Origin of the sequence: Gilliamella sp. Fer1-1, from assembly GCF_001690825.1 — a bacterium.
GTDB classification, from domain to species: Bacteria; Pseudomonadota; Gammaproteobacteria; order Enterobacterales; family Orbaceae; genus Gilliamella; species Gilliamella apicola_C.
Map to the genome: position 1 here is coordinate 18668 of NZ_LZGX01000111.1, position 15496 is coordinate 34163.

Below are 15496 nucleotides of genomic sequence, written 5' to 3' on the forward strand. Positions count from 1 at the left end.
AATTTTATTTTTAACCAAAATGAGTAGACAACCAGAGAAATCCTACATTTCATAAAACCAACAGTGCATATTCTTGCACTGCCGTAAGATGATTTTTACTTATTAAAATTATATAGTTAAATATAATTAAATATTTTCTTATATACCGAAGTAATTAACGTTTACACGCTATTTTACTAACATCTCCTCTTTCTGCTTCACGCACAGAAACGTAACCAGATAAATTAACTGTAAAATAAATATTATATTGAGCATTGTTTATTTCCTTCGTCCAATAAAGAATATAGTAAGTATTATTTATTGACCAATTAGATTCAGGGTAGTTTATACCAGATACCCAGCCCCATTCACCCATAATTGAACCACCAATTGATCGAGTAAAACTGTTTGGATAAACACTCCAATTTTCATTTTCTGCAACATTAATAGCCGGAGAATTAGTATAGTCTTTACGTAAAGGTATATTTTTGATTCCACCGCACAAATTTATTGCAGCGGGTAATGTGATATTTTCATTTTTTTGAGGTTCTAGCCACACAGTAGTAGGGTTAAATCTATAATCATGGATAATAGAAGTATCTCTTTTTAAAGTTGCCCTCACGGTGACATTTCCAACAGGTTTACTCATAAGTTTTACAACACCATTATGATCAACTGAAATATCTCCTCCTCCATTGTTAATTACTTGATAATGATAATCCATTTGTGCACCAGTCATCACTAATTGAAATTTGGCGCCTGGGAACCCAGTTGTTGGAAAAAATTGCCCATTTGCGGCTATAGGGTTAACTTTAAAACCAAAAAAAGGAACATAATCAGTACTATATCCTCCACCATGAACCGGATGGCGACTTATATTAGGTGCGTTCCAAGCCCAAGGTCCAGATATCGGAGATGTAATGCTTGGATCATATGAGCGCCATTGCAGGTTTTTGGAAACTACTATATCATTTGGTTTAACGTAACAAATTTTTGATTTTGTTGCTATTTGGTAAGTTTTAGCTAATGTAATAGGTTCACTTTCTTTGGGGATTCCATACGCAGAATGCGCTTTGACATTAGTTTTAATTATAAGTTTTAATGGCATTGCATAACCACTACCACAGCCAATGATTCTTTTCTTATCATCACCTTCTATCCGTCTACCATTATTGTCGTACCACCAGTAATGCGTTTTTTCTACTTTAAATGGAGTGCTAGAATCGGCATTATCGCCATCAATATCACGATAATTTATCACTTTATCCAAATTCTTGGGATCATATTTTGAAATGGTAAAGTCATTTAACGTTAAATTGTCGTCAAATTCTTTAATTTCATCTTCTTTTATATTTCCACTTGCTTCACTATAAAAAACGCCATTAACCGTAAAGCCTTGCTTATCTGTGCTGGATAATGCTATGACCTGAGGTGCATTGCCTATAATAACGCTAGTTGTGGTAGCGGTTAATATGGCATCGGATGAACTTGCCATTACTAATTGTGATAATAACACTAAACTTATTTTAGTTAGTGTGGGTTTTAAGCTAGCTGTAAGTGTCGTTATTTTGGTTATAAAATCAGGTTTAAATGGGAAGAAAGTAAAACTAGATGGAAATAAAACTAAATACGAAAAGCTTAAATCACATACAGAGTGCTTACTATCAATAGCTAGCGAAAAATGCTCGGTGCTCAAGTTATGTTTTACCATATTTTCATCATTCCTTATATTTATTTTTTATATATAATATGACTGGTTAGCTTGATTAACAAGCAATAAAAAACTACACCATGTTATATAAATAAAATCACCATATTCTAGATGAAAATGCACTGTATGTTATCAACTTTTTTGTAAAGTTTTGTTAAGTACCCATTTATTAAATGCAGATAAAAATCAGCATGTGATTGTTGTGTCATAAAAATGAAATAAAGATAATATCCCCTTTGCTGGAAAATATTCTTACCCATCTCAACTTACCGAAACCGAATCATCTATTAAAATTTAAACAATTAACCCAATATCACTAATAAGTATGCAATCAATTTACTTTAGCTACTACGGCTAAGTGAAAGTGGCACCTTATAAACTAGATAAGGCACCTACAACAGCTTAGACCATTAACACTATCCCCTACAGGCTACATAATTACTCCACGTTTCATCTCCTTCACCAACATGACCTGAATCAGCATAGATATGATAATGGCTTTCCGAATAATCCGATTTATTTCCTGTCCAATAAACACCACCTCGCCATTGAGAGTCTGGATAAGCCTTTTGATTGATAAACCCCCACTCACTAAATAGTGAACCATCAATAGCTCGCGTTAAAATCCCGCCCCAAAAAACGGCAGGATCATCTTTTTGAAAAGTAAAAGGAGCATTAGTTAGCTCATATCTACCCAGAACATTATTAATACCCCCACACTTTTGCCAAGCACTTTCCTTATGCGCTTTAAAATCACCTTGAGGTATAGCCCAAACAGACGTTGGGGTAAAACTATAATCATAATTAACAGAAGGATTTCTCTTTAATGTCGCCCTTACCGTGACTGTTCCCGTTGGTTTACTTATTAATTTAACCATACCATCTTGATCAATCGAAACACCACTTCCTGGGTTATTGATGACTTGATAGCGATAATCAGTTTGAGCTCCCGTCATTACTAATTGAAATTTGGCACCTGGAAAGCCTGTAGTTGGGAATTTTCTACCTCCAGACACCGTAGTAACCACTTTAAAACCATAATCTGGCACATAATCTCGAGTATAACCCCCACCACCTTTTGAGCGTGTCCGGCCATCTGAAGCGTTCCAATACATTTGATAATGTAAATCTGGATTATCACCAGGTTTGCCCCATTGGCGATCGGGATAAATGATCGCGCCATTTGGTTTGGCATAACATAATTCAGATCTCGATGCTATTTGATATGTTTTAGCTAGTGTACTGGGTTTACTTTCTTTTGGGATCCCATACTCAGAATAGGTTTTTACTTTTGTTTGAATTATCAATTTTAATGGCATTGAAAAACCACTTCCGCAACCTATAATTTTTTTCTTATCATCTCCAGTTATGCGTTTTCCGCTATTGTCATACCACCAATAATAAGTCGATTCAACTTTAAATGGCTGGTTCGCATCGACATTGTCACCATCAATATCGCGATAATTTTTCACCCTATCTAAGTTTGTTGGTGCATAATTTGCCACTTTAAAATCATTAAACGTTAAATTACCATCAAATTCCTTAATTTCACCCGCTTTTATATTACCATTTGCTTCACTATAAAAAACGCCATTAAGCGTAAAGCCTTGCTTATCTGCACTGGATAACGCTATGACTTCTGGTGCATTGCCTGTAATAACATTCGTTGTGGCACCGGTTAATATAGCATCAGATGAGCTTACTATTGCCAACTGCGATAATGACACTAAACTCGTTTTAATATTCGATTTAAAACCCTCTTTTATCATACTTTTTATTATTCCTTGTACTTATCTTACTAATTTATCCATATAATATAATTAGTTAACTTTGATTTTCAAACAGTGCAAACTTATAATATATTATAGAATATCAAATAACATTAACTTTATTTTAAAGGAATAATACGTTTTGTTGCCAACTTTTTTGTAAAGTTTTGTTAAGAATGGTATATGATGAATTTCAAAATCCGCCTAAATTTTTTTAATAATAAATCTAAATTACTAAAAAATAATCAAGCAGATTGGAACGATCTAATATAAAACCTGATTCGCTTCCCAAGTCCGCAATCAATAGATATAATCTATTTAACTAACAATATTTAACTGCTTTTTTTCTTCAATAAGTGAAGTATATTAGGCTTATATTTAAAACAAAAGATAAAGGTGAAAAATGTATACTGTAATTTTTGGTCGCCAGGGATGTCCTTATTGTGTTCGTGCTAAAGAACTAGCTGAAAAACTTTCTCAAGAACGTGATGATTTTTCTTATCGTTATGTTGATATTAATGTTGAAGGTATTACTAAAGAAGATCTATCTAAAAGTGTTGGTAAACCTGTTGAAACAGTGCCACAAATATTTATTGATGAAAAACCAATTGGTGGTTGCACCGACTTTGAAGCCTATGCTAAAGAACATTTGGGCTTATTTAAAGAGTAATCAAAATTATCAAGAACTAAGCCACCTTTAGGTGGCTTGTTTAAATAGTCATTATTAGCGACCAGGTAGTTTTTTCCATGTAACTTCGTTACGTAAATAAGTTGGTTCTACATCTTCAACATTAATTATTTCGCTTTTTTGCCATTTATTCTTAGCAAGAACAACAAGATCTTGTGCATGAGGCAATAGAATATCGCTTTGTTTTATATTATTCATCATATTAGGATAAGTTTGCCAACCAGTGCCGGCACAATAGCTATCATTAAGAATATGATCTACTTTTTCTATTACTTTTTCAGGTGCAATAACACATTCTGGAATAACCTCGTGCCATTGTTCGTTGCTATAATGATACTGTCCTAAGTAAACTTCATTCATTCTAGCATCAATAGCTGCAATGACATTTGTTGCATTTTGTGTACGATATACCCCTTGCGCCAAAGTCATCAATGTAGATACCCCTATCATAGGTTTATCAATGCCTAAAGCTAAACCTTGCGCAACACCAATGCCAATTCTAACCCCTGTAAAACTACCAGGCCCTTGTCCAAAAGCAATTGCATCAACTTGAGAAAGAGAACAATCTGATTGTTTAAGGAGCTTATCAACCATTGGCAATATTTGTTTAGTGTGATCGCGAGCAGATACAACAAAATCATGAGTGATTTCGTTATGGTAAAATAAAGCGACAGAACAAGCTTCTGTTGAGGTATCAATAGCTAAGATGGTATTCATTTTTTTCCAAAATAATTTAATTTTTATAAGACTGTTTAGATAACAAGAAATTAATAACTTTATTTATATCCCGTGTTCTTGGCGATGGCGGCAAACTATTAATAAATGTTGCACCGTAAGGCCTCATAACCAAACGATTATCACAAATAATAACCGCACCACGGTCGTTGTGATGACGAATTAATCGTCCGACACCTTGTTTTAAAGTAATAACCGCTTCGGGTAATTGTACATCATAAAATGCATCACCTCCCTGCATTTGACAATCTTCCATGCGAGCTTTAATTAAAGGATCGTCTGGAGAGGTAAATGGTAATTTGTCTATAATAACACATGACAATGTATCCCCTCTAACATCAATGCCTTCCCAAAAGCTGCTTGTTGCAATTAATAAGGCATTACCGCTATGAATAAACTGCTCAAGTAATTTAACTTTACTTGTTTCACCTTGAACTAACACCGGTAATTTTGTTAACTCTCGAAACTGTTTAGCTAAGGCGTTCATCATCGCATAAGAAGTACATAAGAAAAAACAACGGCCATTATTTGCTTCAATAACCGGCAGTAAAATATCAACCAATTTTTCAGCATTTCCCTTTTCATTTGGCGATGGGATATAGCGAGGAACACACATAATAGTTTGATGCAAATAATCAAATGGGCTTTCTAAAATAAGTGAGTCAGCATTCGTTAATCCTAAACGTTTAGTAAAATAATCTAATTGGTTATTGACTGATAGCGTTGCTGAAGTAAAAATCCAACTACCTTTTCGTTCTGTTAATAATTCAGTAAATTTATCCGCTACGGATAATGGCGTTAACGCAAAAATAAAATAGTTATGGCTACTTTCATACCAATAACTAAAGCCAGTTACATTTGTTTCCTGCAACCGTTTTAAAAGTGTATTATATTGGTTAATTCGTTCCAAACAGTTATCTAATGTTGAAGAACGCCCTACAGCCAATAGTAAGACCTCATGACAAAAACTTAGAGCGTCTAAAAGATAAGTTAACTCTTTTTTTATCGTTTCTTGATTAAATAAAAAACGTAAATTACCTTTTGGCGATTGTTGATTGATCGCAATGCGTAAATCTTGAGTACATTTTTGTAGTTTGTCTGCACATTGTTGTAATTGTGACATATCTTTAACCTCAGTACGATAACAGAGGTTAATTTCTTTGGACAGATCAAATAGTTGCCTGCTACTTAGTTGTTGCCCAAAATAATGGCAAGCGAGATCAGGGAGCTGATGTGCTTCATCGAAAATCATTACATCAGCTTTAGGGATAAGCTCACCAAAACCTGAGTCCTTTACCACCACATCAGCTAAAAATAAATGGTGATTAACAACGACAATATCTGCATTTAATGCTCGCTTACGTGCTTTAACCACATAACAATCGTTATAATGTTCACAATCACTACCCAAACAATTATCATTCGTACTGGTTAATATCGGCCAAATTGGATTGTCTTCCGTAACAGTTGTACATTTGCTAATATCACCATCTTTAGTTTTGATTGACCAATTTTTTACACGCGCTAAATCAACACGTAAATCTTTATCAAGATCTCCCGCTGCGGCGTATTGATGATATAACCGCTCTAAACAAAGATAATTAGAGCGGCCTTTAAGTAAGGTTATCTTTCCAGAATAATTCAATGCTTTTTTGATAATTGGCAAATCTTTACTAAATAATTGCTCTTGTAAATTTTTAGAGCCAGTTGAAAGTATTACTTTTTTATCACTACGCAATGCGGGTACCAGATAAGCAAAGGTTTTACCAGTACCTGTTCCTGCTTCAACGACAAGTGAATGTTGTTTTTTTATTGATTCTGAGACTTTACTTGCCATGTTTCGTTGTGGCTGTCTTGCCACAAACCCATCAATAGCTTGAGCAAGCAAACCATTTTCTGAAAAATCATCAATCACTTAAAAGACACCTAATAAAAAGATAAGTTCAATACAACAAAGTCGGTCGACTACGAGTTTTAATAGTTGGCATATAATACATCAGTGACCTAATCCCAAACAGATATAATAGCCTGTTAAGTGAATTATTAGCATTATATTCTATATAAAGAATCTACCCTTACATTTATTTCTAACAACTAATAGTAAATTAGGTTACATAGCATTCAGAGCTAAATACTAATGCCGTAAACTATTTCGTAAATTTAGTCCTTAAATAAATTAAATAGTGTTTTACTGATGCTAAATATTTTTTTTGTTTAAACATCAACCGAGAATAAGCTCGTATTGAGGAGGTTTTTTTGTCGTTATATAAAATTAAAGAATCATTCTTCCACGGAGATTTTTCTAAATAAAGATCATATAACTTAGAACGATAAGGCTGATGCCAAGGTTTGTTCTTAGTAATGTAATGAATTAACACAGTATCCTCAGGAACACTAGAGTCCTCATTACCATTGATTGACAATGCTAACAAATTATTATACTTCTTTGCTAATATAATTCTTTTTTCGCCTACTACTATATTTAATACATCTTGGTCAGGATAATGATATTTTTCGCCACTATTTAATAACTTTAATGTTTTTGAAGTAATATTTTCCTGATACCAAAGTGGTATATTAATTAACATCACACCAGAATTAAAATACGTCCCATAGGTTACGTGATATTTTGCGCATTGCGAATCCTGCATATATGGTTCATCAGCAACAGCCGCAACAATAGCATTATTTAGAGAAATTTCATTAATAAAATCAAATTTTTTTAGACAAAGCGTATCGCTATCAACATAGAGTAATTTTTTAGTGACATCCTTTAAAATCATAGGCGCAATTAAGCGAACGCATGCCGCAATAGGAAACAGCTCTGTATTTTTTTGATCAATTTTAAATTGTTCATTAATAACATATTCAGTTATAGATGTATTATGGGATTTAATGGCAGCAAATTTTTTTCTATTATTATCAGAAACATTATGGGTAAAAATATGGAAATGAATCTGTTGTTCATTATTATTTTCAATTATTGAAATAATATCTACACCTGCTGATAAAGCATAATTGTCATCGAAACACAAAAGAATATGTAATATACTTTCGTTATCCCAAAAATCACATGAGAGTAAAAAATTCTTTTTATTAATAAATTTATCAACGTCAACCACAGCATTACCCCTTAACGTTTTTTGCAAGTTTTATGCTTCAAATAAATCAAATAATATTTGAATGCAGCAAAGTATTTATGCTGACTAGCTAGTAATTTTGCATACCGTCTAGTGGTTGATGGTGCGTTTTCATTGGCTAACAATAATTTATCTTTTGCCCATGGAGATAATTCGATATAATGTCGATACAGTGGAGTGATATAAAGTTGGTACCACGGTTTATTACCTGTGACATAATGGATAATTGCGCTATCATTGCTAATAAGGTTATCTTCTCCCCCTCCCACAGTAAGTGAAGTGAGTCGATTGAAACGCCTAGGTAAAAATACTGTTTTACCTTGCATTAAAATATTTAAAACATCTTGATCCGCAAACTTGTATACTTTACCACTGTTAATCATTGCAAAGGCTTTTTCAGTAAGATTATTTTGCACCCACATATCCGTATTAATATAAATCATTCCAGCATTAAAGTATTCACCATGAGGAATACCACAGGCAAGACATTGTTTTTCTTGCGTCTTATCAACATCAGGAACTACTGCTGAATATTTATTAGTTAAATCGGTATTAATTAATTCATTGAGATTATCGGTACATAACACATCACAATCTAAATATAAAACTCGAGAAGTAACTTTATTTAGCATTTGTGGGACAATAAATCGTAAACAAGTTGATGCTGAAACATGTAAAACTAATGTATCAGGATTTATTGAAAAATTATCACTAATTTCATAACAAATTATACTAATATTTTCTTTACTTAATTGATTAAATATTATAATTTTCTCATTAGAAACATTATTAGCAAATAAATGGAACACAAGATTTTTATCAGGATTATTTAAGATTACTGAAGACATAGCAATACCTGCTGGCATTGCATAATTATCATCAAAGCAAAATGCTATATGTGAGGTATTTAATGATTCTATAGTATTATTAAATAACGTCCTAATTTTGCTAATAAAAAGATTTTCTGCCATTTTGTGCCAATTTTTAGACAAAGTTAAAAATTACTCTATTATAACATATGTTAAATTAAACAATGAAGTAATAATCAATTTTATGTTGACATATTGATTTGGTAATGACTAAATAGCGTGGTTGAGTTTTTAAAGAGTATTAGAAATGAATAACAGAATTAACATTGCATATTGTACTGATTCAAATTATATTGAGCATGTAGGTGTGTCGATTACCTCTATTATGCTTAATAATATGCATAATAATATTCATTTTCATGTTTTTTTATACGATGTATCTCCCAAAGACCAACAAAAATTACAAAAAATTAGCCCATTAATTAATATCTATATTATTCCTTTTGAAGAGCTAGCTAAATATAAAGATCATAAGAGCAATAAAATAACTCATATTAACCGCTCAATGTATATTCGATTATCTGTGCCAAAACTATTATATGGCAAAATTGATAAATTTATTTACTTAGATGCAGATACCCTATGTTTTTCTGACATATCACCGATTTTAAATATTAATATAGATTCGGTTATTTGTGCTGTGACGCCTGACTCATTAGATAAACAAAATATGTTAAAAAATAAAGAAAGGCTTGAACTTGCTTCGGAAAGTTATTTTAACTCGGGTTTTTTATATATTAATATTAATAATTGGATGGGCTTTGATACAGAAAGTAAAGCAAACAAAATACTACTATCTGCAAAAAAAGAACGTTTAATTTACCCAGATCAAGATGTACTAAATATAGTTCTACAAAATCAAGTCTTATATATAGATCCTAATTGGAATTACTTATTTACTTGGATGGATGATAAACAAAAGGAAACATTTTTTTATAATAAAAAATCTTTACCCTATATTATTCATTTTACTGGTCCTAGGAAAATGTGGTACACCGAAAATGAAGGTCTTGCACAAAATTTATATACATATTATAAGCATTTTACCCCTTGGGCAAATAGCCCACTAAAATCATATCAAAACAAAATGAGACCAGTCGATTATAGAGTTTTTTCTGCACAATTTTTTAGGAAAGGTTCAATTTTAAAAGGAGTAAAATTTTATGTGGCTTACTTAATTAAAAAATTAGTGCATAAATAGATTTGGAGGAATGGTTAAAAGGTTCTATCTAATGCTAAAAATAAAAAATTTAAATATTTCAATTTTAACTAAACATTTTGATTGTCGCATACTTTGCAGTTATTTTGATCGCTTTTTATATTATAAATACCGATAATTTAAACAGTTTTAGTTATACGTTTCAAAATCTCTTTTAAAAATGGCTTTAGAAAATAATACAAACCAAAGTGATATAATGATAAAAAATGAACTTGCCACAATCGTATTACCTTCTTTATTCTTTTCATTAATTTATACTTATTCATATAATAATATCTTTAAAAAAATAAAATATTATATTGATCTATAATTTTTACATGTTGTTTTTTCTTGTTTAAAAATACTACATATTACTATTTATCAAACAAAAGACATATTATTGAATTTCAAGTCAATCCGTTCTTTTTTAAATAAATCTATACGAGAAAAATATCTGGTAGTGATTGGCAACTCCACCATGCGATTAACCAATCATCTAGGATTTACAGAAAAATATGATCCCCATAAAAAATGAAAAAATACCACCTCTATGATATAACTAGCAATCATAAGGGACACATTATGTGTCAAAGATTCAGTGCATAGTTCAAACAACTATCGGTTGATTGTGCATTATCTAATGCGCATTTTTCTTTGGCTGACACCGCTAACTATTTAGGTACTAATAAATCAACACTGGATAAATGGCTTAAGCAACTTAATCCTAACAAAACCAGTAAACGTGAACTAACTTGTGAGCGACAAAAAATGATTGCGCTAAAAAAGAACACAAAGCACTAAAAGTGGCCAATGAAATTGTAAAAAAGGCGCATGTATCTTTATCAACCATCCAAGCCGGTGAAGTACCAATATACGAAGAAACATTTGTTACCATGCCCATTACCGCTAATCTACCGTCAGTTAAAAGTTAGCGTATCAGGTTATTCTGTTTGGCTAAAGCGTGAACCAAATCAAATGAGCTATTTGAGAATATCAAAGCACTTTATTCGCAACATGAAGCCCGTTTAGATGCACCAAGCTTAGTACATAATACAGGAACAAGGGCTAAGATGTATCATACAGAAAGGTTAGCTGAGCATGATAAAAACAAGTTAGAAAAACCATTGATTTTATTAATTTTTTTGTAGCGTAATAAAAAATAATCACATTAATCCTTTTGCTACAAACCTATTATTATGATGTGCTGACTAATACATGAAGTATATTGATAAATATTTAGTTTGTAACTCGCTCAAAAATGCTTTATTTTGTCGTCAATTTCCTTAAGGGGTATTACTATCTAGTGACCAAGAAAACCAATCTTACAGCGCAGATTTTAAGCGGTTAGTGTTACAACATAGAATGAACTAAAGCATGAGCCGAGCAGGCAATTGTTAGGATAATGCCGTTGCTGAAAGTTTTTTCATACGTGAAAAAACACATTATTCATGATAACAAAATACGGGAAGAAGCCAATAAAACGCTATTTGAATATATTGAAACCGATTATAATCGAGTTTGCCTACACTCAACTTATTTAGGTATCGCCTGAACAATATAAAAAGCAGTATTATCTTAATAACGCATTTATAGAGGTGAGCACTATCTAATATTTTAGTAAGACTCATGTTTAAGATAATGAAAAGAACTTTATAGTTATCTATTTAGCTGGAAGCCATAAACCTTAAAAACTTGGTTATGACGAGTTAAATATTTTAATTTTATCCAATAGTAATGAATATGGTTTAACTATTCATCATGTAAACAATAGTCTACAACAAATTTATATGATTTTGAAAGAAAAATTGGATAACTTTATTCTAATTTATACTCCTTATCGCGGAGAAATTGTTAATCTAGGGCATGGCCTGTTAAGACAACAACAAGAATTTAATTATCATTTTTAAATCCTTTTGATGATATACTCAACTTATGACAACTACCCATACCTAGAAACTGAAAACTATCGTAACCAGATAAAATAATAAACACACCTAATCTTGTTTACTTATTAAGTAAACTATTCGGCTACTCCGTTAACATAGATCAATCTTTTATTTAAAACGATTTTATACTACCAGTGAATGGACAATCATATGAGTATCAAACTTTCATAAAACAATATCAGCACTGATATTGTTTTTATCTCTTTTTTTTGGAGTAATACTAGATTTAGTATGTCTAAGAAATCATGTCAATTTCTTAGACAAATAAAACGAATAAAACTTCAGAGCAGTGATAATTTTTCCTTTTTTCAAACAATATTTGGCGTAATTACGTAACCACGATTTTTTTAAAGATAAAGGTCGTTTTGTTGCTTTCCAAGGTGATAGATCAAAATATTTTTTGAACAACTGAGAATCAAACGTTTGATACCATGGTTTATATCCAGTCACATAATGCAATAATACTGTATAGGGTGATATTAACTGTTCTTCTTTGCAGGAAGTGGTGATATGAATTTTTGTATTATATTTAATCGGCAGAAGGCAGGTTTTATTTTCTAATAAAATATTTAAAACATCTTGATCAGCAAACCGATAAATATTTCCATCATTTATCATATTCATACACAAAGATGTCATATTGTTCATGTCCCATTGTTGAGTATTTATTAGCAAAACACCTGCATTAAAATATCTGTCAACGTTTATTTGGTATAAATCTTTTATAGTATTCCTCATCACACTATCATCAGGTATTACGCCAGCGACATAATTTTCTAGTACTGAATTATATAGTTTACTGATTGATTTTAAGCATAAAATATCACTATCAAGATATAAAAACTTGTCGGTTTGCTCTTTTAAAACATCGGGAATAATAAACCTAACACATGACATAGCAGATAAATAACCTAAAACTAATGTTTCCGAATTAATCTGAAAGTTACTATTTAAGTAATATATTTTTATCGTGCAGTTACTACTTACTAATTGCTTAAAATTTTTCAAATTATTGGGAGATATGTTATCTACAAATAGGTGAAAGCATAAACATGCATCTGGGTTATTATAAATAACAGAAGAAATTGTCACTCCAGCAGGCATTGCGTAGTTATCATCAAATGCTAATGCAATATGCATTATATCTGATCTTTGCTGATTTGATTTTGAAAAGTTTTGTACTTTACTAATATAAATTTGTTGATTAGGCATTTGCTATTTTTTATTTAAATAATTTTTTCCATTCTAAATAAAACATATTTATGTGTAAATTTATTTTTTTAAATTTTTTAATAGGTTAAACACTATATCATTTACCAAAATTATTTGATCTATATTTTGACGATAATTGAATATATAATTGAATACACATTTTATAATTAAAATAATTTACATGTTGAACGTTAACAAATTTATTGATCAAATTTCCCCTCTTATTAATAATAGCAACCCACAATACTCAACACTCAATATTGCTCTAGGTTTCGACGACAATTACGCAATGCCTGCCGGTGTTGCAATGTTATCAGTAATAAAAAACACGCCAAATTATAATCTTCATTTTCATTTATTTATTGATAATGTCTCTAATAAAAATATTGAAAAATTCAAAAAACTAAGCTGTAGTAATGTGTCGATTACGCTTTATTATTTGAATAATAATTTTATTATAAATCCTAAAACACTTGTTTTACATATAACTAATGTATCAACTTGTATTCGTTTTATCATGCCCAATTTACTTTCCTCAATAACTGATAAATTAATTTACCTTGATAGTGATGTAATATGTTTACAATCATTAGCACAAATATTTGAGTACAATATTGAAGATTATATTGCTGGCGTAGTAAGCGATACAAAAGATATGCAACAAACAGTAAGTAAAATGTATCATATTGATTCAAAAAGATATTTCAATGCAGGCGTTCTTTTGATAAATACAAAAAAATGGTGTGATGAAAATATTTCTGAAAAGGCGCTAGAATTGATCAATAATGGAAATATATATAAATTTGCGGATCAAGATGTTTTAAACATTTTGCTTGAAAATAAAACACGTTTGTTACCTATAAAATTTAATACTAAAATAAAAATTTCTACTGACGCTCATCAGGAAAAAAATATTAAACCTTATACAGTAATTTTACATTATATTTCACAAAATAAACCTTGGTTTAAAGTATACCTTTCTAAAATATTTGAATATTATTTTCAACTCTCTCCATGGAAAGACGACGAGTTACCATTAAGTGGTAATAGTTCATCAATTAGAAACTATGCTAAATATCTAATGAAGCAAGGATCTTATTGCAAATCTATTTATTACTATGGCGTCTATTTAAAATATAAGCTATTTCTAAAAAAATAGCCATGGGAAAATACTATATGACAAATAAAATAACTGATATTTCTATAATTATCCCTTGTTATAATGTAGAGGACTACATTGCTGATTGCTTGAACTCTCTCATAAATCAAAGTTGTTTACCGAAAGAGATTATTTGTATTGATGATGGTTCAACCGATAACACGCTATTAATCCTTCAACAATATGCATCAAAATTGAGCTACATAAAGATTGTTCAACAATCTAACCTTGGTGTAAGCGTAGCTAGAAATAAAGGAATTGAGATAGCATCAGGCAATTATATTCTTTTTATTGATTCTGATGATATTATAAACATAAATCTATTTGATGAGTTTGCAACAATATTAAATATAGAGCCAAATTTAGATTTTTTTTATTTTGACTATACCTATTTTCAAGACAGTAAGGCACATCTTAAATCAAGTCAATTCTCGCCTACCAAACCAAAGTTTTTTAAGTCAGGGTTAGATTTATTCAGTTATTTATTAGAAAAAAAGAATTATTCTGGTGTCGTATGGAGATATATATTTAATCAAAAATTATTTAATGAAAAATTCATTGGAAAAAATCATGAGGATCATCTTGTTTCTCTCTCTATTATATCGAAAGCAAAAGCCACATATTATTTAAAAAATAAAGATGCATATTTCCACCGTGTTCGATCTTCCTCATTATCAATGCAAAACATTGACTATTTATATACCAATACATTAAAAAATGTCTTAAATAAATGTATTACAAATATCATTGAATTGCCTTTATCAGAAATAGCTAAACGTAATTATATTTTAGTAATGAATGCAACCTATTTAGAATCAGTATTAAAGTCAAATAAATTACAATCAAAAAAAGAAAAAGAAAGTCTTATTCAAGAATTGGGACTGCTAAAGCTACTAATACGAATTTACATCGACAATAAACCTAATATTTTTAGAAATATTCCTTATATTTTAAAATTTATAAAAAATTATCCTTGCCCAATGTCAACCAAACAAGCATTGCTAAAATGCGTAATAACTAAACAACATCCTTGTTTAAATATTAAAAGTAAATTCAAACAATATTCTTCATTAAATAAATTTTAAACTGT

General features: G+C 30.6%; 13 protein-coding genes. 6 read left to right on the top strand and 7 right to left on the bottom strand.

Annotation, left to right across the window (positions count from 1 at the left end; genetic code table 11):
- Positions 1-154: 154 nt before the first annotated feature.
- Together A9G28_RS12230 and A9G28_RS12235 are read right to left on the bottom strand one after the other, a co-directional pair.
- A complete protein-coding gene (locus A9G28_RS12230; RefSeq protein ID WP_065580852.1) occupies positions 155-1690 on the bottom strand; it encodes a hypothetical protein in 1536 nt (511 codons plus the stop codon).
- A gap of 416 nt (positions 1691-2106) precedes the next feature.
- A complete protein-coding gene (locus A9G28_RS12235; RefSeq protein ID WP_065580853.1) occupies positions 2107-3459 on the bottom strand; it encodes a hypothetical protein in 1353 nt (450 codons plus the stop codon).
- 403 nt (positions 3460-3862) lie between these two features.
- Between A9G28_RS12235 and A9G28_RS12240 the strand changes: the two genes are divergently transcribed.
- A complete protein-coding gene (locus A9G28_RS12240; protein WP_065568466.1) occupies positions 3863-4129 on the top strand; it encodes a GrxA family glutaredoxin in 267 nt (88 codons plus the stop codon).
- Positions 4130-4183: 54 nt separating this feature from the next.
- Here the strand turns inward: A9G28_RS12240 and tsaB are convergent, their stop codons facing one another.
- From tsaB to A9G28_RS12260, 4 genes are all read right to left on the bottom strand, one after another.
- The gene (gene tsaB / locus A9G28_RS12245; RefSeq protein WP_065568467.1) at positions 4184-4864 is read right to left on the bottom strand and encodes a tRNA (adenosine(37)-N6)-threonylcarbamoyltransferase complex dimerization subunit type 1 TsaB; all 681 of its coding nucleotides are present in this window, start codon (positions 4862-4864) and stop codon (positions 4184-4186) included.
- A gap of 16 nt (positions 4865-4880) precedes the next feature.
- A complete protein-coding gene (locus A9G28_RS12250) occupies positions 4881-6797 on the bottom strand; it encodes an ATP-dependent DNA helicase (RefSeq protein ID WP_065580854.1) in 1917 nt (638 codons plus the stop codon).
- A gap of 232 nt (positions 6798-7029) precedes the next feature.
- Positions 7030-8004 (bottom strand): glycosyltransferase family 8 protein, encoded by a 975-nt coding sequence (locus tag A9G28_RS12255; RefSeq protein WP_176702156.1) that lies wholly within the window; start codon positions 8002-8004, stop codon positions 7030-7032.
- Between the two features lie 11 nt (positions 8005-8015).
- Positions 8016-8993 carry a glycosyltransferase family 8 protein gene (locus tag A9G28_RS12260; RefSeq protein ID WP_065580856.1) on the bottom strand — a complete coding sequence of 326 codons (978 nt, stop codon included), beginning with the start codon at positions 8991-8993 and terminating at the stop codon, positions 8016-8018.
- A 145-nt stretch (positions 8994-9138) separates the two neighbouring features.
- On the opposite strand from A9G28_RS12260, the gene A9G28_RS12265 reads away from it, so the two are divergent.
- The 3 genes from A9G28_RS12265 (at position 9139) to A9G28_RS13950 (ending at position 11641) form a co-directional block, all read left to right on the top strand.
- Complete coding sequence (locus A9G28_RS12265; protein ID WP_065580857.1) at positions 9139-10092, top strand: glycosyltransferase family 8 protein; 954 nt, start codon at positions 9139-9141, stop codon at positions 10090-10092.
- 800 nt (positions 10093-10892) lie between these two features.
- Entirely contained in the window at positions 10893-11021 is a 129-nt protein-coding gene (locus tag A9G28_RS13945) for a hypothetical protein (protein WP_255307128.1), read from the top strand.
- A gap of 497 nt (positions 11022-11518) precedes the next feature.
- Positions 11519-11641, top strand: a complete 123-nt coding sequence (locus A9G28_RS13950; protein WP_255307572.1) for a hypothetical protein — start codon at positions 11519-11521, stop codon at positions 11639-11641.
- Between the two features lie 637 nt (positions 11642-12278).
- On the opposite strand, the gene A9G28_RS12270 is transcribed toward A9G28_RS13950, so the two are convergent.
- The gene (locus A9G28_RS12270) at positions 12279-13247 is read right to left on the bottom strand and encodes a glycosyltransferase family 8 protein (RefSeq protein ID WP_065580858.1); all 969 of its coding nucleotides are present in this window, start codon (positions 13245-13247) and stop codon (positions 12279-12281) included.
- Positions 13248-13428: 181 nt separating this feature from the next.
- Between A9G28_RS12270 and A9G28_RS12275 the strand changes: the two genes are divergently transcribed.
- Positions 13429-14406, top strand: coding sequence for a glycosyltransferase family 8 protein (locus A9G28_RS12275; protein WP_065580859.1), 978 nt, complete (start codon positions 13429-13431; stop codon positions 14404-14406).
- Positions 14407-14423: 17 nt separating this feature from the next.
- On the top strand, positions 14424-15491 hold the full coding sequence (locus tag A9G28_RS12280) for a glycosyltransferase family 2 protein (protein WP_065580860.1): 1068 nt from the start codon (positions 14424-14426) through the stop codon (positions 15489-15491).
- Positions 15492-15496 lie beyond the last annotated feature (5 nt).

Bases quoted from the DNA above. Each gene is read 5' to 3' on its own strand.
- A9G28_RS12230 (WP_065580852.1), bottom strand. From the start codon at position 1,690: ATGGTAAAACATAACTTGAGCACCGAGCATTTTTCGCTAGCTATTGAT.
- A9G28_RS12235 (WP_065580853.1), bottom strand. From the start codon at position 3,459: ATGATAAAAGAGGGTTTTAAATCGAATATTAAAACGAGTTTAGTGTCA.
- A9G28_RS12240 (WP_065568466.1), top strand. From the start codon at position 3,863: ATGTATACTGTAATTTTTGGTCGCCAGGGATGTCCTTATTGTGTTCGT.
- tsaB (WP_065568467.1), bottom strand. From the start codon at position 4,864: ATGAATACCATCTTAGCTATTGATACCTCAACAGAAGCTTGTTCTGTC.
- A9G28_RS12260 (WP_065580856.1), bottom strand. From the start codon at position 8,993: ATGGCAGAAAATCTTTTTATTAGCAAAATTAGGACGTTATTTAATAAT.
- A9G28_RS12265 (WP_065580857.1), top strand. From the start codon at position 9,139: ATGAATAACAGAATTAACATTGCATATTGTACTGATTCAAATTATATT.
- A9G28_RS12270 (WP_065580858.1), bottom strand. From the start codon at position 13,247: ATGCCTAATCAACAAATTTATATTAGTAAAGTACAAAACTTTTCAAAA.
- A9G28_RS12275 (WP_065580859.1), top strand. From the start codon at position 13,429: ATGTTGAACGTTAACAAATTTATTGATCAAATTTCCCCTCTTATTAAT.
- A9G28_RS12280 (WP_065580860.1), top strand. From the start codon at position 14,424: ATGACAAATAAAATAACTGATATTTCTATAATTATCCCTTGTTATAAT.